The sequence below is a fragment of the Streptomyces sp. NPDC051940 genome (assembly GCF_040680895.1).
Taxonomy (GTDB): Bacteria; Actinomycetota; Actinomycetes; order Streptomycetales; family Streptomycetaceae; genus Streptomyces.
The window spans coordinates 1-21,432 of sequence record NZ_JBFAXR010000137.1 but is presented as its reverse complement, the minus strand read 5'-3'; the positions used below and the strand labels follow the sequence as shown (position 1 = coordinate 21,432).

Genomic DNA, 21,432 nt, shown 5'->3' with positions numbered 1-21,432 from the left:
GCCGACCAGCTCCGCGACCCGGGCCTGGTAGATCAGGCCGCCGTCGCCCGCCATCGGGGAGACCCCGACCTCCTCGTGGTCCCGGTCCGAGAGGAGACCGCGTACATGAGCGACGTCCGCATCACCCACATCGGCGGCCCGACCGTCCTGATCGAGGCGGCGGGCCGGCGCCTGCTCACCGACCCACGTTCGACCCGCCGGGCCGCCGCTACGCCTTCGGCTGGGGCACCTCGTCCCGCAAGACCGCCGGCCCCGCGCTCGACGCGGCGGAACTGCCCCCGGTCGACGCGGTGCTGCTGACCCACGACCACCACGCCGACAACCTCGACGACGCCGGCCGCGCCCTGCTCCCGGGGGCGGGCGCCGTGCTGACCACGCAGTCCGGAGCGCGGCGGCTGGGCGGCGGCGCCCGGGGCCTGGCCCCCTGGGCGACCTGGCGGCTGGAGTCCCCCGGGCTGCCGGCGATCGAGGTCACCGCCACCCCAGCCCGGCACGGCCCGCCGCTGTCCCGGCCCGTGGTGGGCGAGGTGACGGGCTTCGCCCTGCGCTGGGAGGGGCAGCGGCACGGCGCGCTGTGGATCTCCGGCGACACGGTGCTGTACGCGGGCGTGCGCGAGGTGGCACACCGGATCACGGTGGGCACGGCGCTGCTGCACCTGGGCGGGGTGCGCTTCCCGGTGACGGGTCCACTGCGCTACACGATGACCGCGCGGCGGGCGGTGGAGCTGTGCGGGCTGCTGCGGCCGCGCACCGTCGTACCCGTGCACTACGAGGGCTGGTCGCACTTCCGCGAGGGCCGCCGCGCCGTCGAGGCCCGGCTGGCGCAGGCGCCCGCCGCCGTACGCGGAAGCGTCCGGTGGGCCGAACCGGGCAGGGCGCTGGAGCTCACGGTGTGACGGCGGTTCACGCCGCGGGCGCGACCGGCGGGTTGAACCGCGAGAACTCCGGCTCGCTCCACCGCAGCGGCACCGCCCCCGCGATCTCGTTCACCCCGGTCACCTCGAACTCCACCAGCCGCTCCGCCCCCGGCACCCGGCCGACCTCCGCCCCCTCCCACACCACCCGGGCGTCGCCCGTCACCTGCAGCAGCGCGCCCGTGTCCCAGTCCGGGAAGACCAGCCCCGCCGCCGGGTTGTCCGCCAGGTTCCCCAGGGTCAGGAACATCCCGTTGCCGAGGTAGTCCGGCCAGCGCAGCCGGGTCGGCGAGAGGACCTCCACGAACCCGGGGTTGCCGCCCCGGTGCGACGCGTCCGCGTCCCCCTCGGGGGAGGCCGTGGCGACGAAGAACGTGTCGGCCGTGCTCACCGCGAGCTGCTGGGCCACCGTCAGCTCCGCGCCCCGCCGCACCGCGACGGCTTCCGCGTCCGGACCTGCCTCCCCGTACTCACGCTTCTGCAGGTACTTCGGGCAGTTGGAGATCACCTGGTCGAGCCGCACCCGCAGACCCTCCCCGTACGGCGACGAGGTCCCGTTCAGCCGCATCCGGCGCCGCGTCGCCGGCTCGATGGCGATCGTGCCGAGCTTCGCCTCGCCGGCGAGGATGTCCGCGAGGGGATCCCCGGGCAGCGGACGGGCGCCCACGGCCAGCACGCCCGGCTCCGGTACGGAGAGGAATCCGGGTCGGCCCGTCAGGACCGTCGCCCATATCCGCCCCTCCGGGTCGGCCGCGCCCGCGACGATCATCGGCTGGCCGGCCAGGAACACCGCGGCCACCTCGGGGACCTCGGACCGGATGCCGCGCAGCGCGTTGCCCGCGGGGCCGCTCACCCCGGCCCGGCGCTGGACGGCCAGCTCACCCTTCGTGTACGTGGCCATGATGACCCTCCGCTCAGAAGAACCCGCAGGTCGGAGCGCCCGCAGTGGGCGCCTCGCCGGCGACGCCGGCGGTCGTGTAGATCTCCAGCCGGGTGCCGTCCGGGTCGGCGAAGAAGATGCCGCCGGAGGCCGCTCCCTCGCCGTGCGGGACGACACCCTCGTACGCGAACTCCGCGCCCAGCGACTTCAGCAGCGCCTCCGCCGCCCGTACCTCGTCCACCGACTCGACCTGGAACGACAGATGGTGCAGCCCCGCCCGGTCGGCGGCGTAGCCGGCCGCGCTCTGCTGCCAGAGCGTGACCAGCAGCTGCCCGTCCCGGGCGAGGAAGGCGAACCGGCGGCCCTCCTCCTTGCCCTCCGCGCTCACCTCGAAGCCGAAGACCTCGCGGTAGAAGGCCACCGAGCGGTCCAGATCCGTGACGTTCAGCCCCACATGCCCCGTCTTCAGCGTCGCCAAGGCGCCCATGCGCATACCTCCGTCCAGCGGCCGGGGACCGACCCCCTAACCGTCTAAATCAAGATTAGGAGTTAGCTCATCTCACGTCAACCGCTATCCCGCCCTTGACCGGTTAGACTCGCTGCATGAGCACCACGGACCCCCGCCCGCTGACCGATGAGCCCCTGGCCATCGACCTGCTGAACACGCGCTGGATGCGGGACGGCGAGGTCCAGGACCTGCTCACCTCGCCCACGGGACTGGCCGCCTGGCTCGCCTCCCCCGGCGTCGCGTCCCAGCTCGCGGGGTTGTCCGTACGGGCGGACGCGGCCACGCTCGACGCGGTACTGCAGGTCCGCGCGGCGCTCTACCGGCTGGTCGACCACCCCGAGGACACCGGCGGCCGGTCCGCGCTCAACAAGGTGCTGGCCCACGGGCACGTGCGGCACGAACTGGGCCCGGACGCCCCGGTGACGCGCGTCGAGACCGACGACCCCGTCTGGCTCCCGGCCTGGACCGCCGCGGAGAGCTATCTGCGCCTGCTCGACGACCGCCCCGAACGGATCAGGGCGTGCTCGGGCCCGACGTGCATCCTGCACTTCTACGACACGTCGAAGAACGGCACCCGCCGCTGGTGCTCCATGGCCGCGTGCGGCAACCGGGCCAAGGCCCGGTCGCACTACGCCCGTTCGAAGCAGGGATAGCCCTCCCGGGCCCCGCTCACAGTCGCTGGATGATCGTCCCCGTCGCCAGCGCCCCGCCCGCGCACATCGTGATCAGCGCGAACTCCTTGTCCCGCCGCTCCAGTTCGTGCAGCGCCGTCGCGATCAGCCGCGCCCCCGTGGCCCCCACCGGGTGGCCCAGCGCGATGGCGCCGCCGTTGACGTTGACCTTCTCCAGGTCCTGGCCGAAGACCTGCGCCCACGACAGCACCACGGACGCGAACGCCTCGTTGATCTCGACCAGGTCGATGTCCTTCAGCGACATCCCGGCCCGCCCCAGCACCGCCTTCGTCGCGTCGACCGGCCCGTCGAGGTGGAAGTGCGGGTCGGCGCCGACCAGCGCCTGCGCCACGATCCGGGCCCGGGGCTTCAGGCCGAGCGCCCGCGCCATGCGCTTGGACGCCCACATCACGGCCGCCGCCCCGTCGGAGATCTGCGAGGAGTTGCCCGCCGTGTGCACGGCGGTGGGCATCACGGGCTTCAGCCCGGCCAGGGCCTCCATCGACGTGTCGCGCAGCCCCTCGTCCCGGTCGACGATCCGCCACATGCCCTGGCCCTGGTGCTGCTCCTCCTCGGTCGTCGGCACCTGGACGCCGAACGTCTCGCGCTTGAAGCGCTCCTCCGCCCACGCCACGGCCGCCCGCTCCTGCGAGATGAGGCCGAGGGCATCCACGTTCTCCCGGGTCAGCCCACGGTTGCGGGCGATGCGCTCGGCCGCCTCGAACTGGTTGGGCAGGTCCACGTTCCACTCGTCCGGGAAGGGCTTGCCCGGCCCGTGCCGGGAGCCGCTGCCGAGCGGCACCCGGCTCATCGCCTCCACCCCGCAGCCGATGCCGACGTCGATGACGCCCGCGGCGATCATGTTGGCGACCATGTGGTTGGCCTGCTGGGAGGAGCCGCACTGGCAGTCCACCGTGCTGGCCGCCGTCTCGTACGGCAGGCCCATGGCGAGCCAGGCGTTGCGGGCGGGGTTCATCGACTGCTCGCCGGCGTGGGTGACCGTGCCGCCCACGACCTGCTCGACGCAGTCGGGCTTGATGCCCGTACGGGCGAGCAGCTCGCGGTACGTCTCGCCGAGCAGATAGGCCGGATGCAGATTGGCGAGCGTGCCCCCGCGCCTTCCGATCGGTGTGCGTACGGCTTCGACGATGACGGGTTCAGCGGCCATGACTCGTCCCCTCCTCGCGCCGCCCGGAGCGCCCGGACCGCCCGGAACTAGAACGCGTACTAGTTCTGTAGGGGCAGTCTCGCGACGGCCACCCCCGCGGCGCAAGGGTCCTGCACGTAACCGATGGCCTCATGGCCCTTGCTTGTTGTAGATCCCGTTACTAGCCTCACCGCGCAAATCTGATGGCCCGTCAGACAACGGCCGGGTGCCGGCCGGATACTGGGAGGCGTCCCGATGTCGCTCTGCCCCGCACTGCCCGAGGGTTTCGACCCCACCCACCCCGACATCTACCAGCACCGGGTCCCACTGCCGGAGTTCGCCGAGCTGCGCGGCACGGCTCCCGTCTGGTGGTGCCCCCAGGAACGCGGCAGCGTCGGCTTCGACGACGAGGGCTACTGGGTGGTCACCCGGCACGCCGACGTCAAGGAGGTGTCCGTCCACCCCGAGACGTTCTCCTCGTCGGAGAACACCGCGGTCATCCGCTTCAACGAGCACATTACGCGCGACGAGATCGAGATGCAGCGCCTGATCATGCTGAACATGGACCCGCCCGAGCACACCCGGGTCCGGCAGATCGTGCAGCGGGGCTTCACCCCGCGCTCCATCCGCAAGATCGAGGACGCGCTGCGCGACCGGGCCCGGCGCATCGTCGCCGAGGCGGTCGAGCGCGGCAGCGGCAACTTCGTCACCGACATCGCGGCCGAACTGCCGCTGCAGGCGATCGCGGAGCTGATCGGGGCGCCGCAGGAGGACCGGTCGAAGCTCTTCGACTGGTCCAACAAGATGCTGGCCTACGACGATCCCGAACTGGCCGTTTCGGAGGAGACGGGCAAGCTGGCCGCCGCGGAGATCATCGGCTATTCGATGGGCCTGGCCGCGGAGCGCGCCAAGTGCCCGGCGCACGACATCGTCTCCGCGCTGGTCGCGGCGGAGCACGAGGGGAACCTGACGGAGGACGAGTTCGGGTTCTTCGTCCTGATGCTGGCGGTGGCGGGCAACGAGACCACCCGCAACGCCATCACCCACGGCATGCACGCCTTCCTCACCCGCCCCGAGCAGTGGGAGCTGTACAAGGCGGAGCGCCCGGCGACCGCGGCGGAGGAGATCGTACGCTGGGGCACGCCGGTCACGTCCTTCCAGCGCACGGCCACCCGGGACGTCGAGCTGGGCGGCGCGCAGATCAAGCAGGGCGACCGGGTCGGCATCTTCTACGCCTCCGCCAACCACGACCCGGAGGTCTTCGACAACCCGGGCGGGTTCGACATCCTGCGCGACCCCAACCCGCATCTGGGCTTCGGCGGCGGCGGCCCGCACTACTGCCTCGGCAAGTCCCTGGCGATCACGGAGATCGACCTGATCTTCAACGCGATCGCGGACGCGATGCCCGGCATCCACCTCGAGGGCGAGCCGCGGCGGCTGCGGTCGGCGTGGATCAACGGGGTGAAGGAGCTGCGGGTCACCTACGCGTGACGGGCGGCGGGGGTCACGCCCCCGCACCCGGTCCACGGGTGACCGGCGGCGGGCCTACGCCCCCGCCCGCCGGTACACCCCCGGCGTCACCCCGTAGCACCGCACGAACCACCGGTGCAGATGGCTCTGGTCCACGAAGCCGACCGCGGCGGCGGCGGACGCCGGCGACTCGCCCGCCGCGAGGCGGCGGCGGGCGTCGCGCAGCCGCAGCTGGCGCTGGTACTCGCCGGGCGAGACGCCGTACTCCCGCTGGAACGCGCGGTACAGCGCGAACCGGCTGCCGCCCACCGCCCGCGCCAGCTCCTCGCCGGTGAGGCCCTCGGCGTACCCCTCGGCCAGCAGCGCCCGCGCCCGGCGCGCGGCCGAGGGCGCGTGGCCGCTCCCCGCGGCCAGCGGCGCGCGCGTCGCCTGCCTGCGGACCATCGCCAGCACCGCCGCCGTCAGCCGCTCGTCGCGCGTGAGGGCGTCCTCGCCGGAGGCGAGCGCGGCGTGCAGGCGCATGAGCGCGCGGCGGAGCACCGTGTCGTGGTGCACGGGCTGCCGGAACAGCGGCATGGCGGCGGCCGGGCCGTACGCGTCGGTGAGGACCTCCCGTACGACGTCGGGCCCGATGTGCACCATCCGGTACCGGTAGCCGACCTCGGCCTCGGCGTGGCCGTCGTGCGGGTCGTCGGGGTTGAACGTCATCACCAGGCCCGCCGCGCTGGTGTGCGCGCCGCCGCGGCAGCGGAAGCCCTGGGCGCCCTGCTCGGTCACGCCGAACGAGTACGCGTCGTGGGAGTGCCGGTGGAAGGTGTGGTCGGTGAAGTGCGCGTGCATCACCTCGACCGGGCGGCCGGGGTCGCGCCAGTAGCGGACCCAGCCGGTGTCCGCCGTACCGCTGTCCGCGACGTGCGTCGTCCCGTCCGGTATGACGTCCGTCGTCGCGCCGTTCGTGACGTCCGTCGTCCCGCCGTTCGTGCTGTCCGTCGTCGCGCCGTTCGTGCTGTCCGTCGTTCCGCTGCGCATGACGCCATCATGCGCACATCCGTCCAAGACGCCCAAGGCCAATCCGCCGAGACTGGCCCTCATGCGCTTCGACACCAAATTCGCCGTCGTCGTCCGCGACGACCTCGCCGTCTGGCAGAAGCTGAACGTCGCCTCCTTCCTCTCGACCGGCGTCGCCCATGCCACGGAGGACATCATGGGCAAGCCCTACGAGGACGCCTCCGGCAACACCTACCTGGCCCTGGCCCGCGAGCCGGTGCTGGTCTTCGCGGCGGACGCGGCGGGGCTGGCCCGCACGCACGGCCGGGCGCTCACGCGCGGACTGCACACGGCGGTGTACATCCGCGAGATGTTCGCGACGGGCCACGACGACGTCAACCGCGCGGCCGTACGGGACGTCCCGGCCGAGGACCTGGACCTGGTGGGCCTGGCCCTGTACGGACCGCGCAACAGCGTGGACCGGGCCGTGAAGGGGCTCACGCTGCACGGCTAGCTGTGATGTCTCATGAGGTTGGTTCCATCGCGTCCTCGATCGTGAGTCGCTGGGGGACGGCAGCGGGTGGTTGCGGCAGATGGCCGAGGGCGACGCGGTATCCGCTGGTGGGGGTTCGGCTGATCGGTGGCTTCCCGCCGAGAGCTGAGTGCGGTCGCTCGTGGTTCCCGGTTGCTGCGCGGTGCCAGAACGCGGCCGCAGTGGCGGCACGTTCGTCGTCCAATGCCTCCGTGTATGCCAGTCGAGAGTGATCATCCACGGCTGAATGCAGGTAGGTGCAGCCACGCTCGCCGGTGGGTGGGTCGAGGTCACGGAGGCGGTTGAGTCCCCGCCGGACGAGAACGCGGTGCACAGTGGCCGGGGCCAGTGTGATGCTGTGAAGCCGCTGGAGGTCGGCTGCCAGGCGGGCCGGACCGTGTTCGGTCTGACGACGTGGTGCCTCCACGAGATCTGCGAGGTCTTCTGCGGTTCGGGCCGGGCTCACTGCTGGGCGGGAGGAACGGTCCCGGCTTCGGCGGCGACGTGTGCGAGTGGGCGTCCCGCCTCGATGCGTAGGCACAGGCGCAGTCGCCCTTCGGGTGTGAGCGGGGCGTTGCGGTGCCCTGTCACGTGCTTGGGCTTGGGCGATTCTGCGGGCTGGACGACTGGCGGCACCACGATCGTGGTGAGCCGGTCGTCACGTTTCCTCGCGCAGGCTCGGGAACATGGCGCGGGCGCGGTCGGGGTCGGGTGCGGCGAAGGTGCCGTCCGCCGACACGAGGATCGTGGAGCGGTCGTGGTCGGTGGTGATCGAGCCGGTCAGGAAGATCTTGCGGTCGTCGGTTCCGGTGACGCGCGCCGAGAGGTGCAGTGGTGTCTGCAGGGGTACGGGGCGGTGGTAGCGCAGTTGGAGGCCGGTGGTCATCCCCGGCATTCCGGCGCCGGTGCAGGCCCAGCCCATGAGTTCGTCGAGGAGCATGGCGCTCATGCCGCCGTGGCCGTAGCCCGGTGGGCCTTCGTGGGCGATGCCGAGGGTGCAGGTTCCGGCTACGCCGTCGCCGGCGGGCGTGACGTGCGTGGTGGGTCAGGGGCGAGGTCATCGGGCTTCTCGGCGTTCGGGTCCGATGCCGCAGCGCGGCAGCACGGCGGCGTGCGGGATCAGCGGGTGGCGAGGTCGCGGATGAAAACGGGCTTGAGGTGCCTCTCGGGCAGTGCAGCGGGCAGGTCCTCCCAGTCGAGGATGTGCGAGACGACCCGGGCGGGGTCGACGGTGCCGGAGGCGGCGAGGTCGAGGGCTTCGGGGATGTGGGCGCGGACGTTGTCGCGGGCGATGCGCAGGGTGACGCCGGTGAGGTACATGTCGAGCAGTGGCAGTTCGCCGGGTCGGAAGTGGTTGCCCGCCGATTCGCAGAAGCCTTCCGGCGCGAGGGACTTGACGGCGAGTTCGAGTTGGCCGACGCGGCCGGTGGCCTCCACCGCGAGGTCGAAGCCGTGCCGGATCGGGTCGATCGCCTCGGCGGTGCGCGCCCCGTAGGTCTCGGCGAGCGCCCTGTGCGCGGGGTCGGGGTCGACGTACAGGACGTCGCCGGCGCCGAGGGCGCGTGCGATGTCGCACACGTACAGGCCGATGCTGCCGCGCGCGATGACCAGAACGCGGGCGCCGGGGCGGTTCGTCAGATGGGGCGCGACCAGGCGCCAGGCCAGGGACCAGTTGTCGCTGGCGGAGGCCATCGCGACCGGGTCGAGACCGGGCGGCAGGGGGACGAGCATGGCGTCGGCGTAGGGGACGCGGACCAGGTCGGAGAAGAGCCCGCCCCAGCTGCCGCCGATCGGCGCGCCGTACATGGCCATGTGCGGCACCGAGGTGCAGTGCGCGGTCAGCCCGGTGCGGCACTGGCCGCAGGTGCCGCAGCTGATCGACCACGGCACGACGACCAGGTCACCGGGGGCCACGGCCGTGACCGCGTCCCCGGTCTCGACGACCCGGGCGACGCATTCGTGTCCGAGGGCGAACGGCGGGTCGAGGAAGCCGTGTCCGGCCAGGATCGAGGAGTCGACGTCGCAGGAGGTGGCGGCGACCGGTGCGACGATCGCCGCCCGGCCGGACCCGAGCACCGGGTCCGGAACCTCGCGCCACTCCACGCTGTTGCGGGCCACGTACGTCAGCTCACGCACCGGCGGCCTCCTTGTTGCCGCTCTTGGCGAGGGCGACCAGGTCGGCGTACCGGACGACCGAGCCGCCCGCGCCCCAGGTGCCGTCCGGCTGCTCGTGGACGAGCACCCACACGCGCAGCGCCTCGCCCTGGGGCAGGCCGGCCGCGTTCAGCACCGTCCGGGTCGCTTCCTCGACCAGGCCGGCCTTGCGGCGCTCGGACAGGGCGCCCTGCGGCACGGTGACCTCCACCAGGAAGCGCGGCACGTCGTCCTCCGCGGTCACCTGCGCCCCGTGCGGCAGTTCGGTCAGGTAGCTCCACGCCTGGGCGCGGAAGAACGCGGTGTCGGGGGCGCCCTCCCAGCGCAGCAGCACGCCGGCGAGCTCGCGCTGGACGCTCGCGCGGCCCTCCTCGGTGAGGGCGCCGGTCGGTGCGGTCAGCCGGATCATCGGCACGGTGGCTCTCCTTGCGGGTTCACGCCGCCATCCGATTATGACGATCGTTATAACGGTGACCACGCTAGACTATGACGAGCGTTATAACCAGAGGGGAGCAGGACATGCCCAAGACGAACCCGGAGGCGCGGGAGCGGATCGTGGCGGGCGCCGCCGACATGATCAGCCGGCGGGGCCTGAGCGCCACGAGCATCCGCGAGATGGCCAAGCACGCCAAGGCGCCGCTCGGCTCCACCTACCACTACTTCCCCGAGGGCAAGCAGCAGTTGGCCATGGAGGCGGTCCGGTACACGGGTGAGTGGGTGGCCCGCGGTCTGCGCACGGAGCTGGAAAAGGGCCCGGCCGCCGGACTGCGGGAATTCCTGGCGCTGTGGCGCACGATCGTCGTCGACACCGACTTCCGCGCCGGGTGCCCGGTGCTGGCCGTGGCCATCGAGGAACCACCGACCGACGAGATCCCGCCCGCCCTGGCCGCTGCGGCCGAGGTCTTCGACCGGTGGGAGTCGCTGCTCGCCGACTCCCTGCGGGCCCACGGTGCCGAGCCCGATCAGGCCGCGCAGCTTGCGACCCTCATCGTCTCCTCCGTTGAGGGCACCGTGGCCATGTGCCGGGCCAAGCGCAGCGCCGAACCCCTCGATCGGGTGGCCGCTCAGCTTCAGGGCCTGATCGACCACGCCATCGGGGCCTGAGCCGCACATCGCCCCCTCGCCGGGCTTCCCCGCCGCCGGCCTGGTCGGCGTCCCACTCGCGGATCGCCGGACGCCGACCGCAGACCGTTCAGGCGCCGAGGGCGGCGCGGATCGCCTTGGCCTTCTCCTCGGTGAACACGCCGCTGTCCAGGAGCGAGAGCACGGACAGCACACCGCCGCGCGAGCCCCAGCTGCCCTCGTCGATCACCCGGAAGTTGACCCACCAGGCCGGAGCCGGCTCCGGCAGACCGCATGCCTCGGCCATCGCGGACAGGACGCGCTCGACGACCTCCGCTCGCACCTCCTGGCGCCAGTCGCCGTCCATGACGGCCACGTCGATGACCATGACGTCGAGATCCGGGCCGACGTCGGCCAGCAGGCGGCCACCGATCGCCATCATGTCGCTCTCGCGCTCGACGAAATGCACCTGGAAACCGACCCGCGCGGCTGGCGCGAACTGCCCGACCTCGGGCACCAGGACAGCGTCCGTCAGCGTCTCGGCCAGCCTGCGACGCTGCTCCTGGCTCAAGCGGCCCTTGGACGTGTTCACGGTGATGACGGTCACGACATGCCTCCTATGACGATCGTTATAGAACGAGGCTACACGGACCTATAACGAGTGTCATATCAAGAGGCCGTCCCAGCACCACGCCCCACGGCCGGCCCCAGCGGACGCCGGTGGAACCAACCTCATGAGATGGCACGGCTAGCCGGCCGTCATCAGCTCCGCGCAGCGCTCGCCGATCATCATCGCCGGGGCGTTCGTGTTGCCGCCGGTGATCGACGGCATCACGGACGCGTCCGCCACGCGCAGGCCCTCGACGCCGAGGACACGCAGCTGCGGGTCGACGACCGTGCCCATCCGGCAGGTGCCCACCGGGTGGTACACCGAGTGCACCCGCTGCGGGAGTTCGCGCAGGATGTCGGCGTCCGTGGCGACCGACGGCCCCGGGTGCAGCTCGCCGGTCACGACCTCCGCGAGCCGCTGGTGCGCCATGACCTCCCGGATCAGCTTCATCCCCGCCACCAGGAACGCCGCGTCGCCCGGGTCCGCGAGGTACGCCGGGTCGATCAGCGGCGCCGCGGACGGGTCGGCGGAGGCGAGGCGGACGGTGCCGCGGCTGCGCGGGTAGATGAGGGTGGGCATCACCGTCAGCGCGGGCCGCCGGTCGACGGCGTGCCGGACGGGGGCGTCCTGGTTCGGCGACGGATAGGACCAGGGCAGGGCGTGGATCTGCAGATCGGGGCGGTCCGAGCGGGCGGGTCCGCCGCCGCTCGCCGCGTCCGTCCGTACGAACGCCATCGCGTCGAACACCGTCCGCCCGAACCACGTCCCCCCGCGCACCGCCTCCGTCAGCAGCCCGGCGAGGAAGTGCGTGCCGGTGCCGCGGTGGACGGCGCCCGGGGCGAGGAAGGTCATCGGTACGAAGAGGTGGTCGTGCAGGTTGTCGCCGACGGGGAGGTCCGACCGTACGTCGATGCCGTGCTCGCGGAGATGGTCCGCGGGCCCGACGCCGGACAGCATCAGCAGCTGCGGCGAGCCCACCACCCCGGCGGACAGCACGACCTCCCGCGCGGCCCGGACCACGCGCCCGTCCAGCAGCTCCACGCCCACGGCCCGGCCGCCCTCGACGACGACCCGGGCGGCGGTCGCCCCGGTGATCAGCCGCACGCCCGCGCCCTTGCCCAGATAGCCCTTCGAAGCGCTGTACCGCACGCCCTTGTCGGAGCTCATCTGGACGACCCCGACGCCCTCTTGGGTCGCGCCGTTGTAGTCGTCGTTGGCGGGCGTCTTGAGCGTCTCGCCGATCGCCTCCACGAGCGCCGCGCTGGCCGGCGTCAGATCGCGCTGCCGGCTGACCTTGATCGGGCCGCCCGCTCCGCGCACCTCGCTGGCGCCGCCCTCCCAGTCCTCCAGCCTGCGGAAGGAGGGCAGGACCTCGTCGTACGACCAGCCGGCGCAGCCGTCCGCGGCCCAGTCGTCGTAGTTGGAGCGGTGGCCGCGTACGAACAGCATGCCGTTGACCGAGCTGGAACCGCCGACCACCTTGCCGCGGGTCACCGGCACCCGGCGGCCGGCCGCGTGCTCCTGGGGGACGGTGCAGTAGCCCCAGTCGAAGCGCTTCTTCAGCTGCGGCACCGAGTGCATGACGGTGATCATGCCGGGCACGCGCACCATCCGGGACGTGTCGGGCGGCCCGGCCTCCAGCAGCACGACCCGCGCCCCGGACTCCGCGAGCCGGCGCGCCACGATGCAGCCGGCGCTGCCGGCCCCGACGACTACGTAATCGGCCTCTGGGGGCTTCGTCTCGGTCACGCGGCGGAGTGAAACACGTTCTCCTTCCAAGGGGAATACACGTGCGCGGGCTTACGGGGCGGCTTCCGCCGGGGCTGGAACCGGGCTCGTCACCGGGGCCGGAATCTCATCCTTCACGGGACCGGATCCGTACCCGTCTCCGAGGCCGGAATCGCACCCTTCACGGGGCCGGAATCGCACCCTTCCGCCGGGCTGGCATGACCACGTAACCTCTCGCCAACCCCGAGGGAACCCTCCCTCAACCGGTCCGTACGGACGAGGAGTTCGCTTTGCGCCGCAACCAAGGCCCCGGCAGCACCGCCCGCACCCGCCGCTCGCTGCCCCGTCTCCTCGGCGCCGCCACCGCGGCCGCCGCCCTGACCCTTGTCGCCCTCCCCACCGCCGCCTCCGCGGGCGCACCGTCCACCGCCGTCACCGCGGCGCCCGACGGGGCGCGGGCGATCGACGGCTCGTACATCGTCCAGCTGAAGCCCGGCAGCGACGCCCGCGGCCTCGCCCGGGCGCTCTCCGTCAGCCCCCGCTTCGTCTACGAGACCGCCGTGGACGGCTTCGCCGCGGACCTCACCGCCGGCCAGCTGAAGGCGCTCGGGAAGCAGTCCTCGGTCGTCTCGATCACCCAGGACAGCTACGTCACCGACGCCCTGGACACCACCCAGGTCAACCCGCCCTCCTGGGGCGTCGACCGGGTCGACCAGCGCGCGCTGCCGCTCTCCGCGAGCTACACGTACACGGCGACCGGCGCGGGCGTGCACGCGTACGTCATCGACACCGGCATCGACGTCTCGCACCCGGACTTCGGCGGCCGGGCCCAGTTCGACCTGAACGTCATCGACCGCAAGAACACCGACTGCGACGGCCACGGCACGCACGTCGCGGGCACCATCGGCTCGAACACGTACGGCATCGCCAAGGGCGTCCGGCTGCACGCGGTGAAGATCCTCAACTGCCAGGGCTCAGGCCGCACCTCAGCGACGATCGAGGCGGTCGACTGGGTCACCGCGAACGCGCAGAAGCCGGCCGTGGCCAACACGTCCTGGAACTGGACGTACGACGCCACGCTGGCCACCGCGCTCACCAACATGATGAACTCGGGCGTCTTCCTGGCCACGTCCGGCGGCAACACCGGCGCCGACTCCTGCGACCGACTCCCGCGCGCCCTGACGGCGGCCACGGCCGTCGGCGCCACGGACAGTGGCGACAACCGCGCGAGCTACTCCTCGACCGGCGCGTGCATCGACCTGTACGCCCCCGGCTCGGGCATCCTCTCCACCCAGCCGAAGAACACCACGGCGGTCTACAACGGCACCTCGATGGCGACCCCGCACGTGGCGGGCATCGCGGCGCTGTACAAGTCGGCGAACGGCGACACGTCCCAGTCCGCGCTGGGCTCCTGGCTGGTCGCGAACGCGACCCCGGGCGTCGTACGCGGCGACCTCGTCGGCACCCCTAACCTGCTGGCGTACACGGGCGGCCTCTGATCCGCCGGCCGGGTCCTCCGCCGCGTGGCGGGGGACCCGGCCGCTCCGGCTTCGCACGGACGGCCCTCCTGGCTGGCCGTACCGTCATGGCCTGCTTAGCGTCCCGACAGAGACCATTGTCGAGACGTTCCGAGAGGTTCTGATGGCTGTTGTGATGTCCCTGAGTTTCGCCGGCATGACACCCGAGCAGTACGACGCCGCACGCGACCGGGTGGGCTGGGAGGAGCGCATGCCCGAGGGCGTGGTCCTGCACGCCGCGTGGTTCGAGGACGGCGTACTGCATGTGACCGACGTCTGGGAGACCCAGGAGGACTGGGACCGCTTCCTGGCCGAACGCCTGGCGCCCACCCTCCAGGACCTCGGCGTCACGGACCAGCCGGACTTCCACGTCGTCCCCCTCCACCGCCGCTTCATCGGCCCGGGCGTGAGCGGCGCCGCGTCGTAGCCGACGCGCGCGGGCCGCGTGCTCAGGGCCGCTGCCCGCGCGCGTCCACGACACCGACGCGGACGAGGACCCTGGCGCTCACCACGATGTCCCGGGTGGTGGGCTTGCCGTCCACCAGTCCGCCGGCGAGATAGACACCGCGGCTGCCGCGGTACTCGAAGGTCTCCGGGTCGAGCAGCAGATCCTGCCGCAGGTTGTACCGCTCGGCGTACTGGGTGTCCGCGAAGGACACCACCAGTACGCCCCGGCCCGTCGCGTCCTTCGCCTGCTTCCTGCCGATCGTGACGCCCGGAATCGTGCCGAGCGCGCGGAACAGGGAGGCCCGCACCTCCGGCGGGATGAACGCGACCTCGGTGAACAGCGTCTCGATCCGCGCGTACTGGCCCTGCGGCCCACCGCCCCCGAACGGGACCACGCCCGGCAGTGCCCGCAGCAGGGCTTCCGGGTCCTCCGGCAGGCCCGCCACCTTGTCCCGGACACTCTGCGGGGACCCCAGGTTGGAGTGCCCGATCTTCTTGATCACGCCCGGATCGAACATGGTCCGGTACAGCTGTCCGCTGCCGTACGCCGTCCACGTCTCGTACTCCGTCTTGCCTCCCGTCGCGGGCCCGCCGGACGATCCGTCCTCCGTCCGCGGGTTGAGGTCGTCGCGGAAGTTGAGCGGTGCCTGGTACTCCAGGAACTCGCGGTAGACCCACTGATCGGCCCGCGGCTCGACCGCGGGCACACCGCGCATGTCCCGCCGCCCGTCGCCTCCCACCCACAGCTGTGTCGCGAAGAGCGCCGCGACCACGGCGACGACCGCGCACACCACCGCGAGCCGCCGACCGCCGCGGAGCGCCCGCGTCCGCCCCCCGCCGGAAACCCCCTCCAGCAGCCGCTGCCGTCCCGGCGCCAGCCGGGCCCGGTCCGGGGGCCGCACGTCCTCGACCAGATCGCGCAGTGCCGTCATCTCATCCATGTGCGGCCACCTCCGTGGCGGTGTCGGGGTCGAACGTGGGATCCGCGCCGAGCGCCTCGCGCACCTTGCGACGGGCCCGGTTGAGGCGGGACCGGACGGTGCCGACGGGGATGCCGAGCGCTTCGGCGACCTCGGCGTAGCTCAGGTCCGACCAGGCGATCAGCAGAAGCACTTGCCGGTCCCCGGCCGAGAGCGCGGCCAGTGCGCCGGCGAGCGGCGCCTGCGTGGACTGCGCGGCCATCCGGTTGTCGGCGCGCTCCACCCAGGACTCGGCGACCTCACCGGCGCCTGTACGAGCCAGAGCGCGCAGCCGGCGGATCTCCGTACGGCGGTGCTTGCCGATCAGCCGGGCGGCTATGCCGTACAGCCAGGGCCGGACGTTGCCGCGTGCCACGTCGTACCGCGATCGCCGCCGGAACGCGGCGAGGAACGTCTCCGCGGTGATGTCGTCGGCGTGCGCGTCGCCGAGGCGGCGCGCGACGTACTGGTGGATGTCCGGCGCGTAGCGGTCGTAGAGCTGGGCGAAGAGCTCGGGGTTCTCCCAGGACTGGGCGATGATCCGGGAGTCCTCGGCCGCCGGCTCACCGCCCTGGGGATCGCCGTACTCGGGACCCTCGTACTCGGGCTCCTCCACTGGCGGGTCGGTCCTACGGCCTCCGTAGCGCGGGTGACTCCCTCTGGCACCCGCTGTCACCCGGACCCCCGGAACGGGTTCACGACCGGAAGGCCCTCACACGCGGCGGAGAGGCACACTTCCCCGCGCCGCGCCCGCCCGGCTCCGCGGGAACCTGCGGGACGGGCGCCGGGGCGGCGTGAGACGCTGGCCGCATGTCCGTCGTGAAGATCAATGTGCTGACCGTTCCCGCCGAGCAGCGGGAGGTGCTGGAGAAGCGGTTCGCGTCGCGGGCCGGGGCCGTGGAGGGGTCCGACGGGTTCGAGTGGTTCGAGCTGCTGCGACCCGTCGAAGGGACCGAACAGTACCTCGTGTACACGCGGTGGCGGGACGAGGCGTCCTTCCAGGCGTGGATGGAGGGGCCGATGAAGGCCGCCCACCAGGGCCCCCAGGGCGGGGAGCAGCCGCAGCGGCCCGCCGCCTCCGGGTCCGAGGTGTGGTCGTTCGAGGTGGTGCAGAGCGCCGGCCCGAGAGGCGATCAGTGACCGCCCGCACCAACGCGATCGTCATAGCCCCCGAGCCGTACGACGCACCCGAAGTCGCCGACGCCGTCTGGGAGTACTTCGCCGAGACCGGTGAGCGGCTGCTGGGGCGGCCCGCCACCGACGACGAGCTGCGCGAGGCGCTGGCGTGGGACGAGAGCCGGGATCTGCAGCCGCCGACCGGCGTCTTCCTCGGGGCACGCGACGCGGACGGCAGCCTTCTCGGCTTCGCCGGTATCCGCACCCTGCCCGCCGTCCCGGGCTCCTGCGAGCTCAAGCGCGTGTACGTCCGGCCGGCCGCCCGCGGCGCGGGCCTCGGCCGGCGCCTGCTGCTGGCCGCGGAGGAGGAGGCCCGGCTGCTGGGCGGGAAGCGGATCGTACTCAACACCCGCTCCGTACTGACGGAGGCCCGGGCGATGTACGCGTCGCACGGCTACGCCGAGATCGAAAAGTACGTCGCCGAAGACTGGGCCGAACACTGCTACGGCAAGGACCTCTAACCCCGCCCCCACCCCTGTGAGCCCCACAGCCGCCGGCCGCCGCCCACCCACCCCACCCTGGAGCCCCGCACGTCGCCCCAAACCCCAGACCCCAGGGCCGGGTGAGGTCCCCGAACCCCACCGCCCCCGGGCCGGGCGAGGTCCTCCAACCCCACCGCCCCGGGGCCGGGACAAGCGCCGGCCCGACCGCCCCCATCACCGCGCGCCCGTGAGCTTCGGAGCCGAGCCTCCCGACCTCACCTGCCGAAGCGGCCCGGGCAAAGGCCCGGGCAACGCGGGGCGAAGCCCTCTGCCCGGCGGCGGCCGGCGGTCCCCTGGCCCCCCCACTCTCACCCAACCGCCCCCGGGGCACGGGGCGAAGCCCTCATAACCACCGCCCTCCAGGGGCCAGGGGAAAACCCCCAACCTCACCGCAGGCAGGGCCCGGCGCTCACCCAGCCCCACCCCCGCGGGCCTGGGAGCGAAGCCCCCAAGCCCTCCCCTCCCCCAACCAACCGCCCTGCGGCCCGAGGCGAGGGCCAAACCCCACCACTCCCGGGGCCCGAGGGGCGAAGCCCCCGGAGCCTCTGGGGCGGCGCGCCCCGGCAAAGGGCGACCCCCTTCGGGCGGCGTGCCCCGCCGGAGGTGCTCAGTCTCCGCCGCGGTAGTCGCCGTGGAGGCCGTGTCGGTCGTGGTGGTCCAGGTCGTGGCCGGTGACCGGGGCCAGCGCGCGGCGGGGGAAGTCCTCGTACGGGGCCTCCTCGTCGGAGCCGCTGAGTTCCGCGCACAACTCCTTGACCAGCGACGACAGTTCCTTCGACCGGTCGGGCGTCCACCAGTCGCCGAGGAGCTCCTCCATCGCCTCCTCCCGTGCCCGCGCCAGCTTCAGCGCGGGCGGGCGGCCCTCCTCGGTGAGGACCAGCGGCAGCCCCTCCCGTACGCCGTAACCCCGCTCCTCGAGCTGCCGGGCCGCCGAGGTGACCACCGCGAGCGGGACGTCGGCCCGCTCGGACAGCAGCGCGGGCTCGGCCGAGCCGTAGCGCAGCAGGCGCAGCAGCATCCAGGCCGCGGCCGGCTGCAGATCGACCCCGGCGCGTACGGCGATGTCCCGGTAGACCTCGCGGCGCCCCTCGCGCGTGCTCAGGACCGTCAGCGCCCGGGTGAGCTCCTCGCGGGAGGAGCGTTCCACGGGGTTGGTGGCGAGGGTCTCGCTCGCGTCGGGCACGGTCACGGTGTCGCGCAGCGGGTCCTCCCGCAGGAACCAGGACACGACGAACGCCACGAGCGCGACGGGCACGGCGTAGAGGAAAACGTCGGTGATCGAGGTGGAGTACGCACCGATCACCGCCGGCTGCAGCCGCTCGGGAAGCTCCCCGATCGCGCGCGGGTCGGCCATCAGGGCGTCGATGTCCGCCCCAGGCGGCAGCACCCGGCCCGCCAGGTCCTCCCGCAGATGGTCGGTCAGCCGGCTGGTGAAGAGCGTGCCGAAAACTGCCACGCCGAAGGACGCGCCGATGGAGCGGAAGAACGTGGCACCGGAGGTGGCGACGCCCAGGTCCTGGTAGCCGACGGCGTTCTGCACGGCGAGCACCAGCACCTGCATCACCAGACCGAGCCCGAAGCCGAAGATGAAGAAGGTCACGCTGAGCGCGAACTCACCCGTGTCGACCTCCAGCTCGTGCAGAAGCCCGAGCCCCAGCGCGGTGACGAACGTGCCGAGCACCGGGAAGATCTTCCACCGGCCCGTACGGCTGATGATCTGCCCGGAGCCGGTGGAGGCGATCAGCAGGCCGAGCACCATCGGCAGCATGTGGACGCCGGACATGGTCGGCGAGACGCCGCGCACCACCTGGAGGTACGTCGGCAGGTACGTCATCGCGCCGAACATCGCGAAGCCGACGACGAAGCCGATCACCGAGCAGAGGGTGAAGGTGCGGATCCGGAAGAGCTTCAGCGGGATGACCGGCTCGGCGGCCCGCGTCTCGACGTACACGAAGGCGGCCAGCAGCACGGCGCCCAGCACGGCGAGGCCGATGATCTGCGGGGACCCCCAGTCCCAGGTGACGCCGCCGAGCGAGGTCATCAGGACCAGGCAGGTGGCGACCGAGGCGATGAGCACCACACCCAGGTAGTCGATCTTGTGAGGGGTGGCGTGGCGCGGGATGTGCAGCACGGCCGCGATGATCAGCAGGGCGGCCAGGCCGATCGGCAGGTTGATGTAGAACACCCAGCGCCAGCTCAGATGCTCGGTGAACAGACCGCCGAGCAGCGGCCCGAGCACGCTGGTGGCGCCGAAGACGGCGCCGAACAGGCCCTGGTAGCGACCCCGGTCCCGGGGCGGGACGATATCGCCGACGATCGCCATGGTGAGCACCATGAGCCCGCCGCCGCCGAGGCCCTGCAGGGCGCGGAAGCCGATCAGCTGGGGCATGTTCTGGGCGACGCCGCAGAGGGCGGAGCCGATCAGGAAGATGACGATCGCCGCCTGGAACAGCTTCTTGCGCCCGTACTGGTCGCCGAGCTTGCCCCACAGCGGGGTGGCGGCGGTGGACGCCAGCAGGTACGCCGTGACGACCCAGGACAGGTGCTCCATGCCGCCGAGTTCGCTGACGATGGTGGGCAGGGCGGTGGAGACGATGGTCTGGTCGAGGGCGGCCAGCAGCATGCCGCACAGGAGCGCGCCGATGGAGATGAGGACGCTGCGGTGCGACCGCTCCTCCGCGGCGACGGCGGCGTATCCGCCGGCGTCGTCGGGCGCGTGGGGTTCGCCTTCGGTCACGGCGGCGTCGGCGCCGGTTGCGCCCCGGGCGGGTCGCTGCGGGGTTCCGGTGCCGTCCGGGCCGGGCCCGGGGCCGTCCGTGCCGGGCTGATCTTGCGCCATGTCACCCATAGTCGCCCGTTTGTCCCTTTCCGGCCTCTCGAAAAGGCCATCGGGACCAGGGGGCGCTGGGCAGAGCGCCCCGGCTTCTGCATAATCGCTAGGCATTCGATGGAGGGGACCAGCACGGTGAACGATCAGGCCTGCCCGGAGTGCGGCGCGCCCAGAAACGCCTACGGCACGCCGGGGTGCGGCTGCGCGATCGGCTCCGCGCGCGAAGGCGCGGCGCAGGAGGCGACGGCGGCCGACCCGTCCACGGCACGACCCGTGCCGGGGCAGCCGGTGCCGGGGCAGCCCGTGCCGGGACAGCCCGTGCCGGGGCAGCCCGTGCCGGGGCAGCAGCCCGCTCAGCCAACGGCGGACGGCCCCGCGCCGGACGCCGAAGGGGCCGCGGACGCCGCGCCGCGCCGGGAGCCCCAGCTGATCCGCCCGTACGTCATGCAGTCCACGGACCGCCCGGTACGGGCACCGGAGGAGACGCAGCGCCTCCCACTGCCCAGGCAGGCGTTCCTGCCGTCGTCGCCGGCCCCGGAGGACGTTGACATGTTCGAGGGCGAGGGGCCGGCGGAGGCCGCCCCCGCACCGGACGACACGACGGAACTGGACGCGATCCCCGCGGGCCCGCCGACGTCCCCGCGCCGCCAGGCGCGCCGCGAACGCAACCGCCGACCGCTCGTGATAGCCGCGGCGGCGGCGTCCGTCCTGGTGGTGGCGGGAGTGGCCGCGGCGCTGGCGGGTTCGGGTTCGTCGGAAGAGGACGCGGGCCCGGACCGCCCGGTGGCGACGGCCTCGGCGAACCCGTCACCGACGGAGGCGCCCGCGTCGGAACCGGCCTCCCCGTCGCCGTCGAAGTCGGCGTCGCCGTCTCCGTCGAAGTCGCCGAGCGAGAGCGCCTCGCCGTCCCCGTCCCCGTCGAAGAGCACGAAGGCGCCCGCCCCCACGGGCCCCACGCTGAGCCGGGGCTCGTCGGGCTCGGAGGTCGAGGAACTCCAGGGCCGCCTGAAGGAGCTGGGCCTGTACGCGGGCCCGATCGACGGCTCGTACGACGTGCAGGTGGTGAAGGCGGTCAGCAACTACCAGGACGACTACGGCGTGACCGGCGACGCATCAGGCGTCTACGGCCCGAACACCCGCAGATCCCTGGAGTCCCGCACGTAACACCCCTTGCGACCACCAGCGAAGCCCCCGACCAGGCATCAGCCGGCGCAGCGAAGCGGAGCCGGCACAGCCCCACCGGTTCACCGACGGCAACCCTCGGCGGAGCGCCAGCGGAGCCGCTCGCTTCGCACCGGCGGAGCGCCAGCGGAGCCGCTCGCTTCGCACCGGGCCGAACTCGACGCGGACGCGACGGT

22 protein-coding genes and 1 pseudogene are annotated in these 21,432 nt (G+C 72.7%); 10 read left to right on the top strand and 13 right to left on the bottom strand.

From position 1 onward, the window contains the following. Positions 1–290: 290 nt before the first annotated feature. On the top strand, positions 291–896 hold the full coding sequence (locus AB0M28_RS34130) for an MBL fold metallo-hydrolase (protein ID WP_365413566.1): 606 nt from the start codon (positions 291–293) through the stop codon (positions 894–896). Positions 897–903: 7 nt separating this feature from the next. Here the strand turns inward: AB0M28_RS34130 and AB0M28_RS34125 are convergent, their stop codons facing one another. Together AB0M28_RS34125 and AB0M28_RS34120 are read right to left on the bottom strand one after the other, a co-directional pair. Continuing rightward, on the bottom strand, positions 904–1,815 hold the full coding sequence (locus AB0M28_RS34125) for a pyridoxamine 5'-phosphate oxidase family protein (protein WP_365413564.1): 912 nt from the start codon (positions 1,813–1,815) through the stop codon (positions 904–906). Between the two features lie 13 nt (positions 1,816–1,828). Next, positions 1,829–2,281, bottom strand: coding sequence for a VOC family protein (locus AB0M28_RS34120; RefSeq protein WP_365413562.1), 453 nt, complete (start codon positions 2,279–2,281; stop codon positions 1,829–1,831). A gap of 116 nt (positions 2,282–2,397) precedes the next feature. Here AB0M28_RS34120 and AB0M28_RS34115 point away from each other — a divergent pair, with 116 nt between their 5' ends. Further along, positions 2,398–2,955, top strand: coding sequence for a CGNR zinc finger domain-containing protein (locus AB0M28_RS34115; protein ID WP_365413560.1), 558 nt, complete (start codon positions 2,398–2,400; stop codon positions 2,953–2,955). A gap of 16 nt (positions 2,956–2,971) precedes the next feature. Here AB0M28_RS34115 and AB0M28_RS34110 read toward each other — a convergent pair whose 3' ends face one another. Next, positions 2,972–4,141, bottom strand: coding sequence for a steroid 3-ketoacyl-CoA thiolase (locus tag AB0M28_RS34110; protein ID WP_365413558.1), 1,170 nt, complete (start codon positions 4,139–4,141; stop codon positions 2,972–2,974). A gap of 234 nt (positions 4,142–4,375) precedes the next feature. On the opposite strand from AB0M28_RS34110, the gene AB0M28_RS34105 reads away from it, so the two are divergent. Further along, the gene (locus AB0M28_RS34105; RefSeq protein WP_365413556.1) at positions 4,376–5,611 is read left to right on the top strand and encodes a cytochrome P450; all 1,236 of its coding nucleotides are present in this window, start codon (positions 4,376–4,378) and stop codon (positions 5,609–5,611) included. Positions 5,612–5,665: 54 nt separating this feature from the next. Here AB0M28_RS34105 and AB0M28_RS34100 read toward each other — a convergent pair whose 3' ends face one another. Next, entirely contained in the window at positions 5,666–6,430 is a 765-nt protein-coding gene (locus AB0M28_RS34100) for an AraC family transcriptional regulator (protein WP_365413570.1), read from the bottom strand. A 250-nt stretch (positions 6,431–6,680) separates the two neighbouring features. On the opposite strand from AB0M28_RS34100, the gene AB0M28_RS34095 reads away from it, so the two are divergent. Next, positions 6,681–7,091, top strand: coding sequence for a DUF2000 domain-containing protein (locus AB0M28_RS34095; protein ID WP_365413554.1), 411 nt, complete (start codon positions 6,681–6,683; stop codon positions 7,089–7,091). A gap of 175 nt (positions 7,092–7,266) precedes the next feature. On the opposite strand, the pseudogene AB0M28_RS34090 reads toward AB0M28_RS34095, so the two are convergent. The 4 genes and pseudogenes from AB0M28_RS34090 to AB0M28_RS34075 all read right to left on the bottom strand — a co-directional run. Beyond that, positions 7,267–7,377, bottom strand: a pseudogene (locus AB0M28_RS34090) (IS481 family transposase); the annotation flags it as partial. Between the two features lie 390 nt (positions 7,378–7,767). Then, positions 7,768–8,058, bottom strand: a complete 291-nt coding sequence (locus AB0M28_RS34085) for a hotdog domain-containing protein (protein WP_365413552.1) — start codon at positions 8,056–8,058, stop codon at positions 7,768–7,770. A 170-nt stretch (positions 8,059–8,228) separates the two neighbouring features. Beyond that, complete coding sequence (locus tag AB0M28_RS34080) at positions 8,229–9,245, bottom strand: alcohol dehydrogenase catalytic domain-containing protein (RefSeq protein WP_365413550.1); 1,017 nt, start codon at positions 9,243–9,245, stop codon at positions 8,229–8,231. After that, a complete protein-coding gene (locus tag AB0M28_RS34075; RefSeq protein WP_365413548.1) occupies positions 9,238–9,678 on the bottom strand; it encodes a tautomerase family protein in 441 nt (146 codons plus the stop codon). Before AB0M28_RS34075 ends, AB0M28_RS34080 begins: the two co-directional genes overlap by 8 nt. 104 nt (positions 9,679–9,782) lie before the next feature. On the opposite strand from AB0M28_RS34075, the gene AB0M28_RS34070 reads away from it, so the two are divergent. Continuing rightward, entirely contained in the window at positions 9,783–10,367 is a 585-nt protein-coding gene (locus AB0M28_RS34070) for a TetR/AcrR family transcriptional regulator (RefSeq protein ID WP_365413546.1), read from the top strand. A gap of 88 nt (positions 10,368–10,455) precedes the next feature. Here the strand turns inward: AB0M28_RS34070 and AB0M28_RS34065 are convergent, their stop codons facing one another. Together AB0M28_RS34065 and AB0M28_RS34060 are read right to left on the bottom strand one after the other, a co-directional pair. Beyond that, complete coding sequence (locus AB0M28_RS34065; RefSeq protein ID WP_365413544.1) at positions 10,456–10,932, bottom strand: tautomerase enzyme; 477 nt, start codon at positions 10,930–10,932, stop codon at positions 10,456–10,458. 141 nt (positions 10,933–11,073) lie between these two features. Further along, positions 11,074–12,684 (bottom strand): FAD-dependent oxidoreductase, encoded by a 1,611-nt coding sequence (locus tag AB0M28_RS34060; RefSeq protein WP_365413543.1) that lies wholly within the window; start codon positions 12,682–12,684, stop codon positions 11,074–11,076. 269 nt (positions 12,685–12,953) lie between these two features. On the opposite strand from AB0M28_RS34060, the gene AB0M28_RS34055 reads away from it, so the two are divergent. Both AB0M28_RS34055 and AB0M28_RS34050 read left to right on the top strand, forming a co-directional pair. After that, positions 12,954–14,162 carry a S8 family serine peptidase gene (locus tag AB0M28_RS34055; RefSeq protein ID WP_365413541.1) on the top strand — a complete coding sequence of 403 codons (1,209 nt, stop codon included), beginning with the start codon at positions 12,954–12,956 and terminating at the stop codon, positions 14,160–14,162. A gap of 175 nt (positions 14,163–14,337) precedes the next feature. After that, positions 14,338–14,607, top strand: a complete 270-nt coding sequence (locus AB0M28_RS34050) for a hypothetical protein (protein WP_365413539.1) — start codon at positions 14,338–14,340, stop codon at positions 14,605–14,607. Between the two features lie 22 nt (positions 14,608–14,629). Here AB0M28_RS34050 and AB0M28_RS34045 read toward each other — a convergent pair whose 3' ends face one another. Next, the gene (locus AB0M28_RS34045) at positions 14,630–15,568 is read right to left on the bottom strand and encodes a hypothetical protein (RefSeq protein ID WP_365413538.1); all 939 of its coding nucleotides are present in this window, start codon (positions 15,566–15,568) and stop codon (positions 14,630–14,632) included. After that, positions 15,561–16,127, bottom strand: a complete 567-nt coding sequence (locus tag AB0M28_RS34040) for an RNA polymerase sigma factor (protein ID WP_365413568.1) — start codon at positions 16,125–16,127, stop codon at positions 15,561–15,563. The genes AB0M28_RS34045 and AB0M28_RS34040 overlap by 8 nt, the downstream gene beginning before the upstream one ends. Before the next feature lie 269 nt (positions 16,128–16,396). Here AB0M28_RS34040 and AB0M28_RS34035 point away from each other — a divergent pair, with 269 nt between their 5' ends. Continuing rightward, positions 16,397–16,726, top strand: a complete 330-nt coding sequence (locus AB0M28_RS34035) for an antibiotic biosynthesis monooxygenase (protein WP_365413536.1) — start codon at positions 16,397–16,399, stop codon at positions 16,724–16,726. Beyond that, positions 16,723–17,223, top strand: a complete 501-nt coding sequence (locus tag AB0M28_RS34030) for a GNAT family N-acetyltransferase (RefSeq protein WP_365413534.1) — start codon at positions 16,723–16,725, stop codon at positions 17,221–17,223. Before AB0M28_RS34035 ends, AB0M28_RS34030 begins: the two co-directional genes overlap by 4 nt. 628 nt (positions 17,224–17,851) lie before the next feature. On the opposite strand, the gene AB0M28_RS34025 is transcribed toward AB0M28_RS34030, so the two are convergent. Further along, the gene (locus tag AB0M28_RS34025) at positions 17,852–20,083 is read right to left on the bottom strand and encodes an MDR family MFS transporter (RefSeq protein WP_365413532.1); all 2,232 of its coding nucleotides are present in this window, start codon (positions 20,081–20,083) and stop codon (positions 17,852–17,854) included. 126 nt (positions 20,084–20,209) lie between these two features. Here AB0M28_RS34025 and AB0M28_RS34020 point away from each other — a divergent pair, with 126 nt between their 5' ends. After that, positions 20,210–21,238: a peptidoglycan-binding protein gene (locus tag AB0M28_RS34020; RefSeq protein ID WP_365413530.1), complete on the top strand. Its 1,029-nt coding sequence runs from the start codon at positions 20,210–20,212 to the stop codon at positions 21,236–21,238. Positions 21,239–21,432 lie beyond the last annotated feature (194 nt).